21 protein-coding genes are annotated in these 20,235 nt (G+C 72.4%); 8 read left to right on the top strand and 13 right to left on the bottom strand.

The features are described 5' to 3' along the window. Nucleotides 1–31: 31 nt before the first annotated feature. Complete coding sequence (locus ABD254_RS10360) at nt 32–322, top strand: DUF1905 domain-containing protein (RefSeq protein ID WP_344248217.1); 291 nt, start codon at nt 32–34, stop codon at nt 320–322. Here the strand turns inward: ABD254_RS10360 and ABD254_RS10355 are convergent. From ABD254_RS10355 to ABD254_RS10330, 6 genes are all read right to left on the bottom strand, one after another. Continuing rightward, nucleotides 291–1,040 carry a maleate cis-trans isomerase family protein gene (locus ABD254_RS10355; protein WP_344248215.1) on the bottom strand — a complete coding sequence of 250 codons (750 nt, stop codon included), beginning with the start codon at nt 1,038–1,040 and terminating at the stop codon, nt 291–293. The genes ABD254_RS10360 and ABD254_RS10355 overlap by 32 nt on opposite strands. After that, nucleotides 1,037–2,494 (bottom strand): amidohydrolase family protein, encoded by a 1,458-nt coding sequence (locus ABD254_RS10350; protein ID WP_344248213.1) that lies wholly within the window; start codon nt 2,492–2,494, stop codon nt 1,037–1,039. Before ABD254_RS10350 ends, ABD254_RS10355 begins: the two co-directional genes overlap by 4 nt. Beyond that, nucleotides 2,491–3,255, bottom strand: a complete 765-nt coding sequence (locus ABD254_RS10345; RefSeq protein WP_344248211.1) for an aspartate/glutamate racemase family protein — start codon at nt 3,253–3,255, stop codon at nt 2,491–2,493. The genes ABD254_RS10350 and ABD254_RS10345 overlap by 4 nt, the downstream gene beginning before the upstream one ends. Nucleotides 3,256–3,266: 11 nt before the next feature. After that, on the bottom strand, nt 3,267–4,610 hold the full coding sequence (locus ABD254_RS10340; protein WP_344248209.1) for an MFS transporter: 1,344 nt from the start codon (nt 4,608–4,610) through the stop codon (nt 3,267–3,269). 149 nt (nt 4,611–4,759) lie between these two features. Continuing rightward, nucleotides 4,760–5,434, bottom strand: coding sequence for a GntR family transcriptional regulator (locus tag ABD254_RS10335; RefSeq protein WP_344248207.1), 675 nt, complete (start codon nt 5,432–5,434; stop codon nt 4,760–4,762). Nucleotides 5,435–5,754: 320 nt separating this feature from the next. Then, nucleotides 5,755–7,878 (bottom strand): heavy metal translocating P-type ATPase, encoded by a 2,124-nt coding sequence (locus tag ABD254_RS10330; RefSeq protein ID WP_344248205.1) that lies wholly within the window; start codon nt 7,876–7,878, stop codon nt 5,755–5,757. Between the two features lie 189 nt (nt 7,879–8,067). Here ABD254_RS10330 and ABD254_RS10325 point away from each other — a divergent pair, with 189 nt between their 5' ends. Further along, on the top strand, nt 8,068–8,718 hold the full coding sequence (locus ABD254_RS10325) for a CatB-related O-acetyltransferase (RefSeq protein WP_344248203.1): 651 nt from the start codon (nt 8,068–8,070) through the stop codon (nt 8,716–8,718). Nucleotides 8,719–8,747: 29 nt separating this feature from the next. On the opposite strand, the gene ABD254_RS10320 is transcribed toward ABD254_RS10325, so the two are convergent. Together ABD254_RS10320 and ABD254_RS10315 are read right to left on the bottom strand one after the other, a co-directional pair. Then, nucleotides 8,748–9,392, bottom strand: coding sequence for a maltose acetyltransferase domain-containing protein (locus ABD254_RS10320; RefSeq protein WP_344248201.1), 645 nt, complete (start codon nt 9,390–9,392; stop codon nt 8,748–8,750). A gap of 57 nt (nt 9,393–9,449) precedes the next feature. Beyond that, nucleotides 9,450–10,445, bottom strand: a complete 996-nt coding sequence (locus ABD254_RS10315; protein WP_344248198.1) for a CorA family divalent cation transporter — start codon at nt 10,443–10,445, stop codon at nt 9,450–9,452. A gap of 113 nt (nt 10,446–10,558) precedes the next feature. Here ABD254_RS10315 and ABD254_RS10310 point away from each other — a divergent pair, with 113 nt between their 5' ends. The 4 genes from ABD254_RS10310 to ABD254_RS10295 all read left to right on the top strand — a co-directional run bounded on the left by ABD254_RS10310 (nt 10,559) and on the right by ABD254_RS10295 (nt 12,627). Beyond that, nucleotides 10,559–11,515: a hypothetical protein gene (locus ABD254_RS10310; RefSeq protein ID WP_344248196.1), complete on the top strand. Its 957-nt coding sequence runs from the start codon at nt 10,559–10,561 to the stop codon at nt 11,513–11,515. Then, nucleotides 11,512–11,904, top strand: a complete 393-nt coding sequence (locus tag ABD254_RS10305; RefSeq protein WP_344248194.1) for a GntR family transcriptional regulator — start codon at nt 11,512–11,514, stop codon at nt 11,902–11,904. Before ABD254_RS10310 ends, ABD254_RS10305 begins: the two co-directional genes overlap by 4 nt. 82 nt (nt 11,905–11,986) lie before the next feature. Further along, nucleotides 11,987–12,217, top strand: a complete 231-nt coding sequence (gene vapB, locus ABD254_RS10300) for a type II toxin-antitoxin system VapB family antitoxin (protein ID WP_344248192.1) — start codon at nt 11,987–11,989, stop codon at nt 12,215–12,217. After that, the gene (locus ABD254_RS10295) at nt 12,214–12,627 is read left to right on the top strand and encodes a type II toxin-antitoxin system VapC family toxin (RefSeq protein ID WP_344248190.1); all 414 of its coding nucleotides are present in this window, start codon (nt 12,214–12,216) and stop codon (nt 12,625–12,627) included. The genes vapB and ABD254_RS10295 overlap by 4 nt, the downstream gene beginning before the upstream one ends. 61 nt (nt 12,628–12,688) lie before the next feature. Here the strand turns inward: ABD254_RS10295 and ABD254_RS10290 are convergent, their stop codons facing one another. From ABD254_RS10290 to ABD254_RS10275, 4 genes are all read right to left on the bottom strand, one after another. Beyond that, nucleotides 12,689–14,569 (bottom strand): glycoside hydrolase family 35 protein, encoded by a 1,881-nt coding sequence (locus ABD254_RS10290; protein ID WP_344248188.1) that lies wholly within the window; start codon nt 14,567–14,569, stop codon nt 12,689–12,691. Between the two features lie 87 nt (nt 14,570–14,656). Further along, nucleotides 14,657–16,000 (bottom strand): ABC transporter substrate-binding protein, encoded by a 1,344-nt coding sequence (locus tag ABD254_RS10285; protein ID WP_344248186.1) that lies wholly within the window; start codon nt 15,998–16,000, stop codon nt 14,657–14,659. 74 nt (nt 16,001–16,074) lie between these two features. Then, the gene (locus ABD254_RS10280) at nt 16,075–17,004 is read right to left on the bottom strand and encodes a carbohydrate ABC transporter permease (protein WP_344248184.1); all 930 of its coding nucleotides are present in this window, start codon (nt 17,002–17,004) and stop codon (nt 16,075–16,077) included. A 2-nt stretch (nt 17,005–17,006) separates the two neighbouring features. Further along, nucleotides 17,007–17,927, bottom strand: a complete 921-nt coding sequence (locus ABD254_RS10275) for a carbohydrate ABC transporter permease (RefSeq protein WP_425553710.1) — start codon at nt 17,925–17,927, stop codon at nt 17,007–17,009. Between the two features lie 318 nt (nt 17,928–18,245). On the opposite strand from ABD254_RS10275, the gene ABD254_RS10270 reads away from it, so the two are divergent. After that, nucleotides 18,246–19,229, top strand: coding sequence for a LacI family DNA-binding transcriptional regulator (locus ABD254_RS10270; protein WP_425553737.1), 984 nt, complete (start codon nt 18,246–18,248; stop codon nt 19,227–19,229). Between the two features lie 22 nt (nt 19,230–19,251). Here ABD254_RS10270 and ABD254_RS10265 read toward each other — a convergent pair whose 3' ends face one another. Beyond that, nucleotides 19,252–19,818 carry a TetR/AcrR family transcriptional regulator gene (locus ABD254_RS10265; RefSeq protein WP_344248178.1) on the bottom strand — a complete coding sequence of 189 codons (567 nt, stop codon included), beginning with the start codon at nt 19,816–19,818 and terminating at the stop codon, nt 19,252–19,254. Nucleotides 19,819–19,920: 102 nt separating this feature from the next. On the opposite strand from ABD254_RS10265, the gene ABD254_RS10260 reads away from it, so the two are divergent. Next, nucleotides 19,921–20,235 (top strand): DMT family transporter, encoded by a 315-nt coding sequence (locus ABD254_RS10260; RefSeq protein WP_344248537.1) that lies wholly within the window; start codon nt 19,921–19,923, stop codon nt 20,233–20,235.

Genomic DNA, 20,235 nt, shown 5'->3' with positions numbered 1-20,235 from the left:
GTTCGTCCGCGGTGTGCGGCACCCTGGGCGCATGGAGCTCGAGGTGCGCGGTGAGGTCTTCCAGTGGCGCGGGCCGGCGCCGTACTACTACGTGGCCGTGCCCGACGCCGAGGCGGAGCAGATCGCCGCGGTCGCACCGCTGGTGACGTACGGCTGGGGCGTCATCCCCGTGCGTGGGCGGATCGGGTCGACGTCGTTCACCACGTCGCTGTTCCCCAAGGACGGCGGCTACCTGGTGCCGCTCAAGGACGCCGTCCGTCGCCCCGAGGGGGTCGACGACGGCGACGAGGTCACCGTGCGGCTGGAGATCGACGGCGTGTGAGAGCGAGCAGGCTCCCCCACCGCTCGTCGAGCAGCGGCGCCCCCACCATGTCGAGACACCGCCACAACGTGACGGCCACAGAGTCGAGTACCGGCAGCGACGCCGCCGCCTCGACCTCCTCCACGACGGGCGCACCGTAGAGGTTCGTGCACAGGTACACCAGCGCCTGGACCCCGTCGGCGGCGGCGACCTCGAGGGACAGCGGCACGAGTTCCCCGGGTGCCACGCGCGCGAACTCCTCGTTCACGTGCAAGCCGAGGTGTCTCTCGGCCACGACCTCGATCCCCTCACGCGCCCAGGCGGCAACGACTGCCCGGTTGACGTCACCTGTGTACGGCGTGACAAGACCGACGCGTTCCAGCCCGAAGCGCTCGAAGGCGTCGAGGTACGCCAGGGTCGACGTGGTCGCCGGCACCCCGGTCGCATCGGTGATCTGCCGCACCATCTCCCGGTCGTGATCCGGGCCGAGCCACGAGCCCGCCGTTCCGTTCCACGCGACGACGTCCACCTCCGCGGTCCGGAGGAGGCGCGCGGCATCCACCATGGTTCGCTGGTCGAACTGTGTGTTGGCCCCGGCATCGAGGGCGATCCGAGTCACCTCGATCCGCGTGGAGTGCACGGTCACGTCCTCGCGCCCTTCGAGGATCCGGCCAGTCTGCGGTTCGAGGCAGGTGTTGGACGAGGGGACGATCATCCCGATGCGCGCCGGGCGGGTCATCGTGCCACCGCCTCGAGCGTCGCGTCGACGGGCGCCGCGGTCGCCGCCCGAGCGGGGTCGGCCGACGATCGCGCAGGGTCGCGGAACGCCGTCCGCGGCCGGTACCGGCCGACGGGTCCGGGGTCGCGGAACCTCCCGTCGTCGAGCACGACCGTCCCGCCCACGACCACAGTGCTCGGCCACCCGTGCAGCTCGGTCCCGTCGAACGGCGAGAAGTCCGTGCCCTGGTGCAGCCGTGCGCCGTCGACGACCCGCGTCTCACCGGGGTCGAGAAGGACCAGGTCGGCGTCGTAGCCGACATCGACGACGCCCTTCGTGGGCAGCCCGTTGATCCGCGCCGGGGCGGTCGCGAAGGCCTCGACGAAGCGCTCGACCGGGAGCCCCGCCCGGGTCACCATCGCCGTGTACGCAGCAGGCATCCGGGTCTCGACCCCGGGCAGGCCGTGCGGCATGCGCCGCACGTCGTGGCGGTGCTCGCGCTTCTGGGACAGGTCGTAGCAGGAGTGGTCGGACGACACGACGTCGACGGCACCCCGCCCGAGCCGGGCCAGCAGGCCGTCGACCGCCGAGGCCGGGCGCATGGGCGGGCAGCATGCGTACTTCTCCGGCGCCGGACCCACGTACACGGACTCGTCCAGCAGGAGGTAGTGCGGGCAGGTCTCGGAGAAGACGACCTGACCCCGGGCGCGGGCCTCCTCGACGGCGTCCACCGCGGCGGGCGTCGTCTGGTGCACGAAGTACACCGGGGCGCCGGTGTACTCCGCCACCGCCAGGATCTCGCGGACCGACGCGTCCTCGGAGAGCGCGGGGCGGGTGCGGTGCAGGTCGGCGATGCCGACGTTGTCGGCGGCCGCGCACGCGGCGGTGCGGTCGACCACGATCGCGTCGTGCTCGGCGTGGACGTACGCCAGGCCGCCGAGGCGGACCATCTCCTTCATCACCTGGAGGATCGTGTCGTCGTCGGCCATCGTCGTGCCGCGATTGGTGGTGTACAGCTTGACGGACCGGACGCCGAGCTCGGCCATCGCCTCGAGCTGAGTCGGCACCGTCTCGTCCCACCGGACGACCGAACCGTGCAGCCCGACGTCGCACCGCGCGCTGGCGGTCAGCTCCAGCTTGCGGTGCAGCGCGTCGATGGGGCGTTCCGCCGCGTCGGCCGGGATGCCGAAGTCGATGATCGTCGTCGTCCCCCCATGCAGGGCGCCGGTCGTCGCGATCTCGTAGGTGTCCAGGGACGCGTATGCGCCGGTGACCTGGTCGACGTGGCAGTGGCCGTCCACACCGCCCGGGATCAGCAGCCGGCCCGAGGCGTCGACGGTGCGGGTCGCGACCGGCACCGAGCGGGTCGGCGACAGCAGCGCCGTGATCACGCCGTCGGTGACACCCACGTGCGCGCGGGTCCGCCCGTCGGCATTGACGACGGTGGCGTCCGTGATGAGGAGGTCGAAGGTCATCGGTCGGCTCCAGTGGTGTGAGGTGCGGCGAGGCATGCGGCGAGCGCCGGGGAGAGCCCGGCGTTGTCCTTCGCGGGCGGGCGCGCGCAGCTCCCGGCCCGGGCGGTGCCAGGGGCGAGCCGGACCAGCGCCTCCACCTGCGCGACGCCCGCGGAGATCCCGTCCACGACGGGCACCGGGAGCCGGTGCGCGACTTCACGGGCCATGCCGGCCAGCGGCGCGCCCGCGAGAATCACGACGTCGGCGCCGTCGTGCTCCACGACGTCGTGGGCGAGGCGGACCAGGTCCTCCCGGAAGTCCTCCTGCACAGTCCCGATCCCCCGGAGCGGGTCCCGCAGGGACCGGATCGAGGCGAGCCGGGACGTCAGCCCGGCGCGGTCGACGCAGTCGCGGTACCAGGCCGTGATGCGCTCGGAGATCGCGACGATCGAGAAGCGCACCCCCAACAGGGAGGCCGTCGCAAGGGCCGCCTCGGTGATGCCCACGACGGGCACGTCGACGAGCTCCTTCAGTCCCGGCATTCCCGGGTCGCCGAACGCCGCCACGAGGACCGCGTCGGCGTCGCCGCCCTCGGCCGCGACGATCTCGGCGACCGCCGGCGCGGCGAGGAGCGACTCGAGCCGCGTCTCGATGTAGGCCACCCCCGATGACGCGGTACGGGTGGTCACCACGGTGCCAGGCGACGCGGCGCGACGCGCCTCGGCATCGATGAGGGAGGTGACGGACTCGCTGATGTTGGGGTTGATTACGAGCAGGCGCACGTTTCCTCCGATCAGACCGGCAGGCGGCGGCTGTAGTCGAGGCACAGGACGGAGACGAGCATGATCGCGCCGGCGCCGACGAAGTAGGCCAGGGCCCACGCGTATCCGCCCGTGGCGCCGACGATGAATCCGACCGCCATCGGCGTGACGAAGCCGTTGATGTTGCCGAACAGGTTCATGGTGCCGCCCAGGAAACCGGCGTTGGCACGGCCACCGAGCTGCGCCGGGACGGCCCAGAAGAGTCCCACCCAGCGCAGGAAGAAGAGCACGACGGACAGGAGCACCACCGCGGCGATCGAGCCGTCGATGAAGATCACACCGATCAGGCCGAGCACCACGATCACGCCGGCAGCGCCAAGCATCGTCCGCATGACGAGGTTCGCGGAGGCTCCGCTCGCCCGCCACCGGTCGGAGAGCGCGCCGCCGAGCAGCTCACCGACGAAGCCGGCGCCGAAGATGACGAACGTGCCCCAGCCGACCGCGGCGAGGTCGAAGCCCTTGGCCTCGGACAGGTACAGGGGTCCCCACGTGAGCAGCCCGTAGAACACCCCGTTGAAGCCGAACCAGCCCAGGCACATCGCCCAGAAGGAGCGGAACCGCAGGTACTGCAGGAGCCGGGCCTTGCCGCTTCCGGATACCCCTTGGCCCGCGGCTGCCCGAGCAGCCGCGGCGTCCTCCTCGGCGAGCGCGTCCTCGATGTACGCGGCCTCGGCCGCGTTGACCTTCGGGTGCCGACGGGGGGAGTCCCGGATGTACCACCACGCGAGCAGGCCGAACAGCGCGGTCGCGATGCCCGCCACGATGAAGGCGGCCCGCCAGCCGCCCGTCACGGCGATGAGCCACGCGATGGCGACGCCGCCGATCCCGGCACCCAGAGGCGCCCCGGCGTCGAGGATCGTCGCGCCACGTCCGCGCTCGCGGGGGGGCATCCACGCGGCGTTGAGCTTGCCTCCGGCAGGCATGATCGGGGCCTCGGCGACGCCGATCGCGGCACGTGCCACGAAGAGGCTCACGAAGCTCCCCGCGAGGCCCGAAGCCGCGGTCGCCGCGCCCCAGCCCACCGTTGCGGCCGTCGCCATCTTGCGCGGGCCGAACTTGTCGATGAGCAGGCCACCGGGGATCTGCATGAGGGCGTAGGCGAAGAAGAAGGCCGAAAGGAGCAGGCCGGTCGCCTCCGCGGAGAGGCCGAACTCTTCGCGAATCATCGGCATGGCGACGGAGATCGAGCCTCGGTCGATGTAGTTCAGGGTCACGAGGGCGAGCAGGAGCGCGAAGAGCTTCCAGCGCACCCGGGTCGGCTTCTCGTCGAGTGCGTGCGCGAGCGGTTCTCCGCTCTCGGTGCGGGAGAGTGTCATGGCGTCCTCGGATTCAGTAGCCGGCGTCGTTGCTGGTCTGTTCCCGGAATCTCAAGTTGGGATCCCAAGAGGCAAGATATTGGGATCCCAACTGGGTGTCAATGCTCGCGCGGAAGAGATCGGCCAAGGACGGCGGACCTGGCACGACGCTAGGCGCGCGCTCCGGCGTCGTCGAAGAGATAGCCGAGGGTGTGCGCACGATAGGCGAGGACGTGAGCGCGGGCAACGGCGGCCGCCCGCTCCGGGTCGCCGGAAACGATCGCGTCGCGGAGCCGCTCGTGCTCCTCGACCACCACGTCGACGTCGAGGATCTGCCGGAAGAGCCAGTGCAGCCGTCCCAGCAGAGGATCGAGCACGCCCTGGAGGAGCTCGTTGTCCGTGAGGGCGATGATCTCGTCGTGGAACCGGGCGTTTGCCGCGTGCGCCGCGTCCCGGTCGTCACGCTCGATCGCCGCCCGCGCGTCCTGCAAGATCCGGTCCAGCCCGTGGGGCCGCCCCGCGGCAACCTGCACGGTCGCCTCCCGAACGGCGAGCACCTCGAGCGCTTCCCGGATCGAGAAGAGGTTGATCACCTGACGCCGGGTCAGCGCGGTGACGACGAGCCCCCGGGACGGGAGGCTCTCGACCAGACCCTCGCGCTGCAGGGTGCGCAGCGCCTCCCGCACGGGGTGCCGGGACGCCGAGAACGTCTCCGCCAGCTCGCGCTCGACGAGGCGGTCGCCGGGTTGGTAGCGCCCGTCGAAGATCCGTGCGCGGATCTCGTCGCCGATGATCTCCCGAAGGGGCTTGTCGTTCCGGTACAGCCGACTCGACGACTGTTTCATCAACCACCCGCTCCGATCCTCGCGACAGCACGCGGACCCGATCCGCCTCCGAACTCGACCCCGTCAGGCTAGCGCGAGGCAGGCACCCACCAGCACCTCCACCACCGCTGGTGCGGAGATCGTCGCCGAAGCCGGGCCGTCGGACCTCGGCTGGAGGACCCGCGTGCCGCGTGGCGCCGCACTCAGGTGCAGGCTCTGCCGCCTACCCGACGGTGATGACGGTGAGGCACCTGCCTGATGCGCCAGATGAACGCGGGCAACCTTTCGCCGTTCGTCCGGTTCGCGGGCGTCACCGGCCGGGAGCGGACCCTTCGAAAGGCTCAGGACGACGCCTCGGGCCGCAGGTCGAGGCGCCGCAGGAGCTGCGCGTTGAGCGCCACCACGACGGTGGACAGCGACATGAGCAGCGCCCCCACCGACATCGGCAGCACGAACCCGACCGGCGCGAGCACGCCCGCGGCCAGCGGCACGGACAGCAGGTTGTAGCCCGCCGCCCACCAGAGGTTCTGCTTCATCTTGCGGTAGCTCGCCCGCGACAGCTCGATCACCGACAGCACCGAGCGCGGGTCGTCGCTGGCGAGGATGACGCCCGCCGAGGCGATGGCGACGTCGGTGCCGGCGCCGATCGCGATGCCGACGTCGGCCTGCGCGAGCGCCGGGGCGTCGTTGACGCCGTCGCCGACCATCGCGACCCTGCGCCCCTCGGCCTGCAGCTCGGCGACGCGCGCCGACTTGTCCTCGGGCCGGACGCCCGCGAAGTACCGGTCGACGCCCACCTCGCCCGCGACCGACCGGGCCACGGACTCGGCGTCGCCGGTGATCATCACGACCTGCACGCCGCGCCGGTGCAGCGCCTCGACCGCCTCCGCGGACTCCGGTCGCACCTCGTCGGCGAGCTTCAGCCCGCCGACGACGACGCCGTCGCGCAGCACGTGCAGGACGGTCGCGCCGTCGTCGTGCCAGGATCCGGCCTCGCGCACCTCGGCGCCGCCGTGCTCCTCCAGCAGCCGCGGCCCGCCGACGCGCACCTCGCTGCCCTCGACCGTGGCGAGCACGCCGACCGCGGGCGACGACGAGAAGTCGCTCGCGCGCGGCACGGTCAGACCGCGCTCGGCGGCGGCCCGCACGATCGCCCTCGCGAGCGGGTGCTCGCTGTCCGCCTCGGCGGCCGCCGCGAGCGCCAGCACGGCGTCGCGGTCGAGCGCGCCCGTCGTGACGACGTCCGACACCGTCGGCTCGCCCCTGGTCAGCGTGCCGGTCTTGTCGAAGAGGACGGTGTCCACGGTCCGCATGCTCTCCAGCGCCAAGCGGTCCTTGACCAGGACGCCGCCGCGGGCGGCGCGCTCGGTGGCGATGGAGACGACGAGCGGGATGGCCAGGCCCAGGGCGTGGGGGCAGGCGATGACGAGCACGGTGACGGTGCGGATCACGGCGGCGTCCGGCATCCCGAGGGCGGACCACGCGATCGCGGTGAGCACGGCGGCTCCCAGCGCGAACCAGAACAGCCAGCCGGCAGCGCGGTCGGCGAGGCGCTGGGCGCGCGACGACGAGGCCTGCGCGTCGGCGACCAGCCGCTGGATGCCGGCGAGCGCGGTGTCGTCGCCGGTGGCGGTGACCTCGACCCGCAGGCCGGAGTCGGTCGCGACGGTGCCGGCGGTCACCACGTCGCCGGTCGTGCGGGCCACCGTCCGGGACTCTCCGGTGACCATCGACTCGTCCATCTCGGCGCGACCGTCGACCACGCGCCCGTCGGCCGGGACGCTGCCACCGGGGCGCACGAGGACGACGTCGCCCACGGACAGCTCCGACGGCGCGACCCTCACGACGGTCTCGCCCTCGACGCGCTCGGCCTCGTCGGGGAGCAGGGCTGCGAGGGAGTCCAGCGCCGACGCGGTCTGCGCCAACGAGCGCATCTCGATCCAGTGGCCCAGCAGCATGATGACGACCAGCAGCGCCAGTTCCCACCAGAAGTCGAGCTGGTGGTCCAGCACGCCCAGGCTGGCGCCCAGCGAGGCGACGAACGCGACCGTGATCGCCAGGCCGATGAGCAGCATCATCCCGGGCTTGCGGGCGCGGAGCTCGTCGACCGCGCCCGTGAGGAACGGCCGGCCGCCCCACGCGAAGATCACGGTGCCGAGCACCGGGGACACCCACGACACCCACGCCGCGCCAGGCAGTTCGTAGCCGAGCACCATGGCGAACATCGGCGACAGCGCGACCGTCGGCACCGCCAGCGCCAGCATGATCCAGAACAGCCGGCGGAACTGCGCGACGTGGTCCCCGTGCCCGGCGTGACCCTCGTGACCGCCGTGCCCGGTGTGCCCGGCGTGGCCCTCGTGGCCCTCGTGGCCCTCGTGGCCCTCGTGGCCGGCGTGCTCGCCGTGCGCGTGGTGCGTCGTCACGCGGACGTCGTCCGCGACGCCCTGCCCGTGCTCCCGCGACATGTCCGTCTCCCCTCGTCGAGTGATACCCCCTGGGGGTACCTGCTGCCGGGAACGTTATACCTCCTGAGGGTATTCCGCCAGGGGCGACACGCACGTCGGCGGCCTGCGTGGATGCGTCCGACGCCGGTGCCGGCGGGGCATGATCGCCGAGCACCCCGAGACGCCCGCGACGCGACCCGAAGGAGCCCGATGACCTCCGTGCCCGACCCGGGCCGGCTCACCCCGAGCACCCGCGAGGACCTCACCAACGTGGTCTTCCTCAAGAACCAGGTGACGTCGCCGTTCCTGGAGGTCGGCGACTACACCTACTACGACGACGAGGGCACGCGGCCGCCGTTCGAGCAGGCGAACGTCCGCTACCTCTACGGGCCGCAGCGGCTGGTGATCGGCAGGTTCACCGCGATCGGGCCGGGCGCCTCCTTCCTCATGCCCGGCGGCAACCACCCGATGGTCGGTCCGTCCACGTACCCGTTCACGATGTTCGGCGGGGCGTGGACCGACGCGACCCTCGAGACGTTCCTCGGGATCGAGCAGGCCGGCGACACCGCCGTCGGCAACGACGTGTGGATCGGCCGCGAGGCGACGATCCTGCCCGGCGTCACGATCGGCGACGGCGCCGTGATCGGCGCGCACGCCGTCGTGACCAAGGACGTCGGCCCGTACGAGATCGTCGCGGGCAACCCGGCACGGACCATCCGGACCCGGTTCTCCGACGACGACGTCGCGCGCCTGCTACGGGTGCGCTGGTGGGACTGGCCCGTCGAGCGGATCACCACACACGCCGCGACGATCATGGCGGGCACGCCCGAGGAGCTGGAGCGGGTCGCGGACGCCGGATGACCCGCGGCCGCGACGCGACCGGGCCGCCGCTACCGAGCCGACCGGTCCGCGCTGCGCATCCCGCCCGGCGGCCGGTAGCGGAACTCCCGGTCGGCGTCGGTGATCTCGCGCAGCACACGGGCGGGCGTGCCGCCGACGACGACCCCCGCCGGCACGTTCGCGGTGACCACCGCGCCGGCGCCGACCACCGCCCCGGCGCCGATCGTCACGCCGGGCAGGATCACCGCGCCGGCGCCGATCCACACGTCGTCCTCGATCACCACCGGCGCCGAGAACTGCGACCCGTCGCGCCGCAGGTCCGGGTGCACGGGATGGCCGGTCGTCGTGACGGTGACGTGCGGCGCGAACATGACGCGGCTGCCCACGTGCACCTCGACGTCGTCGACGAGCGTGAGCCCGAAGTTCGCGTAGACGTCGTCGCCGACGTGCACCCGCGAGCCGTAGGCGACGTGCAGCGGCGGCTCCACCCAGACGCGCTCCCCCACCGTGCCGAGCAGCTCGCGCAGCAGCCGCTCGCGGCGCACGACGTCGCGCGGCGGCGTGGTGTTGAGCTCGTACGCGAGCTGCTTGGCGCCGTCGCGCTCCTGGGTCAGGGCCTCCAGGCCCGGGCCGGCGTCGGTGTACAGCTCGTGCGCCGCCATCCGGCGCCGAACCTCCTGCTCGCGCGGGTCCACTGCTCTCCTCGGGGTCGTCTCGTGCGGGTCGAGCAGAGAGCCTAGGCGCGCGAGCGGCTACAGCCAGCCCACCCGCCGGAACACGCGGTACAGCACGACGCACCCGACGGCCATCAGCACCAGCGCGAACGGATAACCCAGCAGCCAGTGCAGCTCCGGCATGTGCGTGAAGTTCATGCCGTAGACGCCGGCGACGACGGTCGGGTACACGAGGATCGCCGCCCACGCGGAGATCTTGCGCATGTCCTCGTTCTGCCGCACCGACACCTGTGCGAGGTGCACCTGCAGCATGTCGGAGAGCAGGTCGTCGTGGGCGTCGAGGTGTCTGTCGATGCGCTCGACGGTCGCCACCAGCCGCTCCAGCGCCCGCCGGTCCACGAGGCCGTGCCGCTCGTCGCCCGGCTCGACGAGCTCCGGGAGCTCCGCGGACACCGGCAGCAGCGCGCGCCTGGCCTCGGTGATCTCGCGCTTGAGCCCGTACACCTGCTCCACCGGGTCGCGCACCCGCCGGTCGAAGACGAGCCGCTCGGTGTCCGCCACGGCGTCGCCCAGGGCCACCTCCACCCGGGACGCCACGCCGACGAGCGACAGGATCACCGCGAGCGTCACGCGTCGCGGCCCCGGCACTTTCGCGCCCGGACCGGCGAGCCGCTCGAGCGCGGCGTCGTGCACGCCCGCGCCGCCCTCCTCGAAGGTGAGGACGGCGTCCGGGCCGACCAGCAGCCCGAGCTCCCCCGTGTGGACCTGCCGGTCGTCCTCGGTGAACCAGACCGTCGGGGTGAGCACGAGGACGCGGTCGTCGTCGACCCACCGCACCGCCGCGACCGGCCGGTACGTGCGGTCGTGCCCCACGTCGCGCTCGCCCGCCCCCGCCAGCCGCTCGTGCACCGCGGGGGCGACGTCCGCCACCGCGGCGAAGAAGCCCTCCCGGTCGGCGACGTGCTCCCACCGTGTGCGGTGCGCGTCGTCCTCGACGTCGGCGGCCGGGCCGTGGGTCCCGACGAACAGGGCCTTCACCCCGGCGGCAGCCCCGTCCTCCTCGGCGTGAGTCATCCCTGCATTCTGGGACGCCGTTCCGCACCGCGCCCGATGATCCTTGACATCGCTCCGATCAAAGTGCATCGCTCATGATCAATAGTCATTGCTGGAGCGCTCGGAGGCTTTCGGTGAACTGGATCGTCGTCGGCGGGGTCCACCTCACGCCGGTCACGCTGCTGGTGCTGCTCGCTCTGGGCGCGGGTCTGCTGCTGTGGCTGGACGGACGTCGGACCGTCGCGCCGACCACCGCGGCCCGCCGAGCCGTTCGACACGCGACGATCACCGAGGGCGTCGCCGTGGCGCTCGCCGTCGTCCCCGCGATCCTCTACCCGATCGCAGCCTCGTTCCTCGGAGCGCCCATGGTGGTCGAGCCGCGCTGGCTGGCCGTGGCCCCGAGCATCGGCCTGTGGGCCTTCCTCGGCATCCATGCTGTCGGCGAGCTCACCTGGCCAGGGCCGCGCAGGGCGCACCGCGAGGCACGCCTCGTCGCTCGCACGACGTCGGACGTCGTCAGCCGCGCCGCCCGGTGGGGCACCTACGCTCTCGTGATCGCGCTCGCGATCACTGCCGGTGCGCTCGCACTGGCTGCCGACGGACCCCGCACCATCGCGCGGATCGACGGAGGCTCCATGGTCCACGAGGGGTCGTTCCCGGGATGGTGGTGGACGCTCCCGGTATTCGTGGCGACTCTCGTGACCGCCGCGCTCACCGAGGTCGTGCTGCGCCTCGTCGCGCTCCGACCCGCCGTGGAAGACGTCGACGGACGCTGGGACATGTGGCTGCGACGGCGCGCTGCCCGACGCATCCTGCGCGTCGTGCACCTCGTACTCGGGCTCACCCTGGCGGGGCTGCTGGGGCTGGCGGGGCTGTCGCTCCGCTGGGTCGCATCCGCAGACATCGGCGTCGACGGCGTGCTGGAACCCTCCGCACCCGGGTACATCGCGGTCGGGAACGTGCTCTTCTGGATCGCGGTCGCCGTTGTCCTGGCGTCGATCGCCGTCACCGCCTGGCCGGCCCGAGACCCGCTGCCCGACCGGTCGGACGATCCTGCCACGGATCACGCGCCGACGGAGGCGCCGGCATGACCCTCACCGTCAGCATCGACACGACGTCGTCGGTACCGCACTACGAGCAGTTGCGCTCCCAGCTCGCCGCACTCATCGCCGCCGGCACGCTGCCGGACGGCGAGCGCCTGCCGACGGTCCGCGCTCTGGCGAACGACCTCGGCATCGCGCCAGGCACCGTGGCCCGCACCTACCGCGACCTGGAGGCCGCGAGCCTGGTGCGCTCGCGTCGCCGTGTCGGCACCCTCGTCACCGCTCCGCCGGCGACGCTCGACCGAGCGGCGGTCACCGAGGCGGCCCGTCACTTCGTCAGGATCGCCCGGGACCACGGCCTCACGGACTCGGAGGTGCGCGACGCCGTGGCGGCGGAGCTCGTCCGTAACGGAACAGCGTCCAGCCCGATCCGGTGAGGGCGGCACTCGAACGCCCGGGCGAGGGCCGCGGCGTGTATATACTCCCAACATATACGCGCCGCGCGATCAAGGAGGAGCCGTGCGCACCACCGTGTTTCTCAACAACCGGACGCAGGCCGTCCGACTCCCCAAGGCCGTCGCCCTCCCCGACGACGTTCGCGAGGTGAACGTCCGCGTCGTCGGCCGCTCTCGCATCATCGAGCCTGTCGGGACGAGCTGGGACGAGTGGTTCGACCACGGCCTGAGGACGCGCCCCGACTTCCTGGACGACCGTGACCAGGGCGTCGCCGAGGAGCGCGACCCCCTGTGACGAGCCTCTACCTGCTGGACACCGACGTCCTTGTCGCTCTGCTGCGCAACCGAGGCGACGCGGCCCGACCGCGCCTCCGGGAGGCCGAGGGCCGCGTCGCCGTCTCGTCGATCAGCGAGATGGAGGTGGATTACGGCATCGAACGCTCCCGCGAACCCGGTCGGAATCGGCAGGCGGCAGACGAGCTGCTCTCGCTCGTCGAGGTGATCCCGTTCGACACCCCGGCCGCCATCCAAGCCGGCAGGATCCGCGCGATCCTCGCCGACCGTGGGGAGCCGATCGGACCCTACGACGTCCTGCTGGCCGGCCACGCCCGCTCGCTCGGGATGGTCGTGGTCACCCACAACGTCCGCGAGTTCTCGCGCGTGCCCGGGCTGGAGGTCGAGGACTGGCTCTCGGGCGAAGCCTGACGTCGGGTCGGCAGACCGCTCCCTGGGTCAGCGCGATGAACGCGCGCCCACAACACTGGGGTTACTCCTCCGTGGGCCCGAGGTCGGGGGCGGCGACGAACCGGGCACGCGGCACCGCGGCGCCGTGCAGCTCCAGCAGCATCAGCTCATTGGTGTCGCGCACCAGCGGCCCGGGGACGTACAGCGTGGCGGTGGGCCCCTGGCTCGAGTACCGGCCCAGCAGCTCGCCGTTGACCCACGCGAGGCCGCGGGTCCAGCCGTCCAGGCGCAGGAAGTGGTCGGCGCCCGCCACGGTGTCGAACGTGCCGCGGTGGAACGACGGCCCGGCGACCGGCGCGGCGACGGCGTCGCCCCCGTGGGCCTCGGCGACGGCGGCGGCCTCGGGGCTGCCGTCGGCCGGCCGGAGCGCACCCGCGAGCAGCGCGGGGGCGTCCTCGACGCGCAGCGGCGCCGCCCGCCAGCCGGTGAGCTCGCGGCGGGCCGTGCGCACGGCCCCGACCAGGCCCTTCGGCTCGCCGATGCGCGGGCCGTAGTTCACGCGCCCGCGGTCCTCCACCAGCAGCGTCAGCGTGCCGGCCCGGCGCGGCAGCGGCAGGGAGTACAGGTGCGCGGAGCGGTCGAGCACGCCGACGGGGTCGCCGTCGAGCGCGACGATCGCGCGGTCGCGGACCTCGCCGACGACGAGCACCTCGTCGTCGGCCTCGACGCGCGCGGAGTACAGGGCGAAGCCGGACCACTGCCGCAGGTCGTCCAGCGTGGGCGCGGCGTCGGAGGCCGTGACGGGGCCGGAGAGCAGGGGCACGACGTCGGCGAGCGCCGCCCGGTGGTCGAGGACGACGTCGACCTCGGGCGCCGGGCCGGGCTCGGCGGGCGGCTCGTCGGGCACGGGCGCGTGCTTCGCGATCACCGCGCGCAGGGCGTGGAACTTCGCCGTCGGGGCGCCGTGCTCGGACAGGGGGGCGTCGTAGTCGTAGGACGTCGTGATGGGCAGGTAGGTGCCCTTGTCGTTGGCGCCGTTGGTGAGGCCGAGGTTGGTGCCGCCGTGGACCATGTAGAGGTTGACCGACGCGCCCGCGGCGAGCAGGTCGTCCAGGTCGCCGGCGGCCTGATCCGGGGTGGTGACGTGGTGCACCTGGCCCCAGGAGTCGAACCAGCCGTCCCAGAACTCCATGCACATCAGCGGGCCCGTGGGCTGGTGGCGGCGCAGGACGGCGAGCCGCTCGGTCGAGCGGGAGCCGAAGTTCGCCGTCTTGTGCAGCTCCGGCAGACCGCCGCGGGACAGGTGCTCGTCGTCCGCCTGGTCGCTGGTGAACAGCGGGACGTCGATCCCCTGCTCGCGGGTGAGGCGCACGAGCTCGCGCAGGTATGCCGCGCGCTCGTCGTCGGGCACGCCGGGGTACGCGCCGTACTCGTTCTCGACCTGCACCATGAGCACCGGCCCGCCCGTCGTCACCTGCCGCTTCGCGACCAGCGGGAGAAGCCGCGCGTAGTAGGTGCCGATCGCGTCGAGGAACGCCGGGTCGTGCCGGCGCACGCCGGCCGCGCCGCCGGCCGAGTCGTCCGCGCGCCGTCCTGAGCCTGCGCCGTCCTGAGCCTGTCGAAGGGCCGAAGGGAAGAGCCACGCCGGCAGCCCGCCGCCGTCCCACTCCGCGCAGATATACGGGCCCGGCCGCACGATGGCGTGCAGCCCCTCCGCGGCGACGAGGTCGAGGAAGCGGCCCAGGTCGCGCCGCCCGGTGAGGTCGAACTCGTCGGGCTCGGGCGCGTGGAAGTTCCACGCGACGTACGTCTCGATCGTGTTCAGACCCAGGAGCCGCGCGGAACGGATCCGGTCGGCCCACTGGTCGGGGTGGACGCGGAAGTAGTGCAGGGCCCCGCTGATCACCTGGAAGGGTCGGCCGTCGAGCAGGAAGTCCCGCTCGCCGATCTCGAACGTGGGCATGCGCAAGCCTTTCGGGCAGGTCGGAGGGCGGCGGGGCGGGCACGTCGCTGGCACGGTGCCCGCCCCGCCGACGCCACGGGCGGGGCGTCAGGGGTTGACGGTGAAGCCCTGGTCGGTGCCGTACGTGACGGACTGCTCCTGCCAGGCCGCGAGCCCGTCGCTGAGCGTCGTGCCGCCCACGTACGCCTGCCCGACCGAGTCGTTGAAGACCGAGTTGGCGTAGACCTGGAACGGCAGGTACTGCCAGCCCTCGACGACGTTCGCCGCGGAGTCGGCGAGGATCTCGTTGATCTTCTGCCCGCCGAAGTACTCCGACTCGGCGCTGCGGAACTCCTCCGACTCGAGGTCGGCGGTGGTGGCGGGGAAGGCGCCGTTCTCGACGCGGGTGGTCGCGCCCTCGCCCGTGGTCGCGTACTCGGTGAAGGCGTACGCCAGCTCGGCGTTCTCGCTCGCCGCGGGCACGGCCAGCGAGGAGCCGCCGTTCTCGGAGGTCGCGTGCGCGCCGGCCTCCCACTGCGGCATCTCGGCGACGCGCCACTTGCCCGCCCCCTGCGGCACCCCGGACTCGAGGTTGGCCGGCATCCAGGCGCCGATCGTCAGCGAGGCGATGGTGCCCTGGGCCATGCCCTGGTACCACTCGTCGCTCCACGACCCGACGGGGGCCAGCAGCTCCTCGTCGATGAGCTGCTGCCAGACCTCGGTGAAGGTCGTGGTGCCCTCGTCGCCGGCGAGGTCGATGGTGACGTCGGTGCCGTCCACCTGGTACGGCTGGCCGCCAGCCTGCCAGATCATGCTGGTGGTGAAGCCGGCGTCGCCGATGTCGTTGGTGATGTAGGCCTTCGGGTCGGCCTTGTGGATCGCGCGGGCGGCCTCGAGGTACTCCTCCCACGTGGTGGGGACCTCGACGCCGTACTTGTCGAAGACCTCCTCGTTGTAGAAGAGGGCCATGGGGCCGGAGTCCATCGGCAGGCCGAAGACGCCCTCGCCGCTGTGCACCGACGACCACGGGCCGGGGCTGTACGTGCCCTCGAGCTCGCTCGCGCCCAGGGACGACAGGTCGGTGAGCGCCTCGGAGATCGCGAACTGCGGGACGGCGTAGTACTCGACCTGCGCGACGTCGGGGACGCCGTCGCCCGCCGAGATGGCGTTCTGCAGCGCGGTGTACTGGTCGTTGCCCGTCCCGACGTTCTCGAGGTTGACGGTGACGTTCGGGTACTCGGTCTCGAAGTCCTTCACGACCTGCTCGAGCGTGGGCTCCCACGCCCACACGGTGATCTCGCCGCCCCCCTCCAGGACGGAGGCGGTGTCGACGGCGTCGGCGTCGCCGCCGTCCGAGCCGGCGTCGTCACCGGAACCGCAGGCGGCCAGCCCCAGGGCCAGCGCCCCGGCGACGGCCGTGCCACGCAGCACGTGGCGGGATCGAACGGTCATGTCAGTCCTCATTTCGTTGTGAGGTCGAGCCGTCGACGGTGCTGTCGGCGAGCTGTCTGGGGTGCGGCGGGTCGTCATTCCTTGACGCTCCCGGCGGCGAGGCCGGACTGCCAGTAGCGCTGCAGCAGCAGGAAGGCGGCGACGAGCGGCAGGATCGTCAGGAGGGAGCCGGTGATGACGAGGTTGAAGATCGCCTCGCCCCCGGCGGTGGCGGCCTGGGCGTTCCAGGCGTTGAGGCCGAGCGTCAGCGGGTACCAGGTGGAGTCCCGCAGCATGATCAGCGGCAGGAAGTAGTTGTTCCAGGTCGCGACCATCGTGAACAGCAGCACGGTGACGATCCCGGGCCCGAGCAGCGGCAGGCTGACCTTGAAGAAGGTGCGGAACTCGCCCGCGCCGTCGATCCGGGCGGCCTCGAGCAGCTCGCCCGGCACGGCCTCGGCCGCGAACGTCCACATGAGGTAGAGCCCGAACGGCGAGATCAGCGACGGGATGATCACCGCCCACGGCGTGTTGGTGATCCCCAGCTGGCTGAACATGAGGAACGTCGGCACGGCCAGGGCCGTGCCCGGCACGGCGACCGCGCCGATGACGACCGCCAACACGCCCCGCTTGCCGGGGAAGTCGAACTTCGCCAGGGCGTACCCGCCGAGGACGGCGAGGAACGTGGCCCCGCCCGCGCCCACCACGACGTACAGCACGGTGTTCAGCAGCCAGCGCACGAAGACGCCGTCGTCGTAGGTCAATGTGGTGGTGATGTTGTCCCACAGGGAGAACGAGCTCCCGAACCAGAGCCCGAACGAGGAGAACAGGTCCTCCTGCGTCTTGGTCGCGTTGATCAGCAACCACGCGAGCGGCACCAGCGAGTACACCAGCACCACGGCGGCGAGCACGGTGAGCAGGGGGCTGCGGCGCGGCCGGTCCACGGTGGGGCGCCGGCCGCGGAGGCGGGCCGCCGGGCGCCGGGCGGCTGCGTCGGAGGCTCTGCCGGTGGCGAGCGTCGTCATCGTCACGGCTCCTTGCGCATGCCGCGCAGCTGCACCACGTAGGCGATCACCATGGTGATCAGGCCCATGATGATGGCGACCGTCGCGGAGTAGTTGTACTGCTGGCCGGAGAAGGACAGCGAGTAGGCGTACAGGTTCGGGGTGTACGACGTCGAGATGGCGTTCGGCGCCAGGGACTGCAGGATGCTCGGCTCGTTGAAGAGCTGGAAGCTGCCGATGATCGAGAAGATCGTGGCGATGACGAGCGCGCCGCGGATGGCGGGCAGCTTGATGGCTGTGACGACCCGCCACTGGCCGGCGCCGTCGATCTCCGCCGCCTCGTACAGCGAGTGCGGGACGACGCGCAGCGCCGAGTAGAAGATCAGCATGTTGTAGCCGACGAACTCCCAGGTGACGATGTTGCCGATCGACGCCAGCACGAGCTCGGGCGACAGCGGGTTCGGCAGGCTGACGCCGAACGCGTCGTTGATGTTGCCGATCAGCCCGAACCGCGTGCCGTACATGAAGCCCCACATCAGCGACGCCACGACGGCCGGCACCGCGTAGGGCATGAAGATCGAGATGCGGAAGAAGTTGCGGCCGTAGAGCCGACCGCTGTCGATGGCGAGCGCCACCAGCAGGGCGATGCCGAGCATGATCGGCACCTGCACCACCAGGAACAGGCCGACCCGGCCGACGCCCTCCCAGAACTGCGGGTCCTGGATCGCGCGGGCGTAGTTGTCGAGCCCCACGAACGTCGTGCCGCCGACCATCTGGGTGCGGAACACCGACAGGTACAGCGAGTAGACGATCGGCGCCAGGAACACGAGCGCGAACACGAGCATGAACGGACCCACGAACATCCATCCCGTCCAGCGCCGCCTGCTGCGGCGCACGGCGACGGGGACGGTGCTCGCCGGTACCGGCGGAGACGTCATCGTCATGCTTCTTCCTCGGGTCACGTGGATGTTGACGTGAACATCGATGCTCGCGCCAACGGATGTTTACGTAAACATGGACTAGGGTGATCGTGCACCGAGACCGAGCCCACGTCAAGGGCAGCCGCCACGCCGGGCGGTCGCGACCATCCGGAGGAGCGGTTGTCCCAGCCACGCACGACCCCCGCGGGTCCCGCCGCAGCGGCGCCCGCCGACCTCGAGCCGGCCGACCTTGAGCCGGCCGACCTTGAGCCCGTCGACCCCGCGCCTGTCGACGGCGGCCCTCGTCGCGGCCGGCCGCCCGGCCGCGTGCAGCGGGTCTCCATGGCCGACGTCGCGCGGCGCGCCGGCGTGTCCTCGCAGACGGTCTCCCGGGTGGCGAACGGCTACCCGGGCGTCGTCGAGAGCACGCGCCGCGATGTGCTGGACGCCATGCGCGACCTGGGCTACCGCCCGAACAGCGCCGCCCGCGCCCTGCGCAGCGGCCAGTTCCGCACCATCGGCGTCATCCTGTTCACGCTCTCGACCACGGGGAACGTGCGCACCCTGGACGCGATCGCGACGTCGGCCGCGGCCGAGGGATACGCGATCACCGTGATCCCGGTCGAGGCACCCACGCAGGACGGGGTCAACGGGGCGTTCACCCGGATGGGCGAGCTCGCCGTCGACGCCGTCATCCTGCTCCTGGAGGTGCACCTCCTCGACGCGGCCAGCGTCTCCCTGCCCACCGACGTGCCGGTCGTCGTGGCCGACTCCGACGCCGGCGACCGCTACCCCGTCGTGGACACCGACCAGGCCGCGGGCTCGCGCGCCGCGGTGCAGCACCTGCTCGACCTCGGCCACGAGACCGTCGTCCACCTGGCCGGGCCGTCCGAGTCGTTCGCGAGCCAGCGCCGCGAGGCCGCCTGGCGCCGGGCGCTGGTCGACGATGGCCGGCCCGTGCCCGAGGTGCACCGCGGCGACTGGTCGGCGGCGTCCGGGTACGACGCCGGCCGCCGGATCGCCCGCACCGACGCCACCGCCGTCTTCGCCGCGAACGACCAGATGGCGCTCGGCCTGCTGCGCGCGCTCGCCGAGGCCGGGCGGCGCGTGCCCGAGGACGTCAGCGTCATCGGCTTCGACGACCTGCCCGACGCCGTCGCCTACCTGCCGCCGCTGACCACGGTGCACCAGGACTTCGCGGAGGTCGGCCGGCGCTGCGTCGCCGGCGTGCTGCGGCAGATGGCGGAGCACTCCACCGAGCACGGGACGACGCTCGTGCCGACCCGGCTGGTCGAGCGCTCCAGCACCGCGGCGCCGCGGCACTGACGCGGACGGACGCTCAGACCCGTCATCCGGCGAGCTGCGCCAGGTGCGCGTCGAGCACCTCGACCGCCCACGCGACGTCGGCGCCCGGGTCCTGCCGCACGAGATGGAGCGCCAGCCCGTCGACGAGCGCGTGCACCTGCCGCACCTCGACGTCCCGCGCAGCCCGCCCGGCGAGCGCGCCGAGGGCGCGGACGCACACGTCGCGGACGCCGGACTGGGCCGCGCGGTGGGCATCGCGCAGGGACGGGTCGGTCATCGCCGCCGTGCCGAGCGCGAGGTAGACCTCCATCTCGGTGCGACGCTCGTCGTCGAGCGGCAGCAGCTCCAGCAGCACGGCCCGGCCCCAGTCGCCCCGCTCGGGGTCGACGGCGTCGACCCGCTCGGTCAGCCGCTCGACGACGAGGGCCACCGCGCGTTCCCGCACGGTCGCGACCGTGGGGAACGTGTAGCGCAACGAGCTCTGCGGCAGGCCCGCCTCGGCGGCGACGTTGCGCACCGACAGCGCCTCGAGGCCGTCGCGCACGAGCACTCGCCAGGCAGCCTCGGAGACCTGGCGCCGCCGTTCTTCCCGGTCGAGTCGTGAGGGCACGGCGACCATGTTCGCACAGTCGTGCGAAGTGTGCTAGAACTGTCTTCGCACGGTCGTGCGAAAACAGCGCGACCACCCCGACCGGGAGAGGGAGTGAGCGGAGTGGACTGGCTGATCCTCGTCGCCGCCGGCGTCATGGAGGCGGTGTGGGCGACCGCGCTCGCCGCGTCGCACGGGTTCAAGCGCCCCGTGCCGACGGCGGTGTTCGTCGTCGGCCTCGCCCTGAGCATGTGGGGCCTGGCGCACGCGATGCTCACCATCCCCGTGGGGACCGCGTACGCGGTGTGGGTGGGCATCGGCGCCGTGCTCACGGTGCTCGTCGCCATCGTGCGCGGCGACGAGCGGCTGACCGTCGCGCGCGCGCTGCTGCTGGTCGGCCTGGTCGGGTCGGTCGTGGGACTCAAGGTGGTGAGCTGA

It is taken from the genome of Isoptericola hypogeus (genome assembly GCF_039531145.1).
Lineage (GTDB): Bacteria > Actinomycetota > Actinomycetes > Actinomycetales > Cellulomonadaceae > Isoptericola > Isoptericola hypogeus.
This window is presented reverse-complemented; position numbering and strand designations above follow the sequence as displayed.

Coding starts and splice junctions, on each gene's coding strand:
- ABD254_RS10280 (WP_344248184.1), bottom strand. CDS start 17,004: ATGACGACGCTCGCCACCGGCAGAGCCTCCGACGCAGCCGCCCGGCGC.
- ABD254_RS10270 (WP_425553737.1), top strand. CDS start 18,246: ATGGCCGACGTCGCGCGGCGCGCCGGCGTGTCCTCGCAGACGGTCTCC.
- ABD254_RS10350 (WP_344248213.1), bottom strand. CDS start 2,494: ATGACCTTCGACCTCCTCATCACGGACGCCACCGTCGTCAATGCCGAC.
- ABD254_RS10325 (WP_344248203.1), top strand. CDS start 8,068: ATGACCTCCGTGCCCGACCCGGGCCGGCTCACCCCGAGCACCCGCGAG.
- ABD254_RS10285 (WP_344248186.1), bottom strand. CDS start 16,000: ATGACCGTTCGATCCCGCCACGTGCTGCGTGGCACGGCCGTCGCCGGG.
- ABD254_RS10330 (WP_344248205.1), bottom strand. CDS start 7,878: ATGTCGCGGGAGCACGGGCAGGGCGTCGCGGACGACGTCCGCGTGACG.
- ABD254_RS10335 (WP_344248207.1), bottom strand. CDS start 5,434: ATGAAACAGTCGTCGAGTCGGCTGTACCGGAACGACAAGCCCCTTCGG.
- ABD254_RS10275 (WP_425553710.1), bottom strand. CDS start 17,927: ATGACGATGACGTCTCCGCCGGTACCGGCGAGCACCGTCCCCGTCGCC.
- ABD254_RS10355 (WP_344248215.1), bottom strand. CDS start 1,040: ATGACCCGCCCGGCGCGCATCGGGATGATCGTCCCCTCGTCCAACACC.
- ABD254_RS10315 (WP_344248198.1), bottom strand. CDS start 10,445: ATGACTCACGCCGAGGAGGACGGGGCTGCCGCCGGGGTGAAGGCCCTG.
- ABD254_RS10290 (WP_344248188.1), bottom strand. CDS start 14,569: ATGCCCACGTTCGAGATCGGCGAGCGGGACTTCCTGCTCGACGGCCGA.
- ABD254_RS10305 (WP_344248194.1), top strand. CDS start 11,512: ATGACCCTCACCGTCAGCATCGACACGACGTCGTCGGTACCGCACTAC.
- ABD254_RS10340 (WP_344248209.1), bottom strand. CDS start 4,610: ATGACACTCTCCCGCACCGAGAGCGGAGAACCGCTCGCGCACGCACTC.
- ABD254_RS10360 (WP_344248217.1), top strand. CDS start 32: ATGGAGCTCGAGGTGCGCGGTGAGGTCTTCCAGTGGCGCGGGCCGGCG.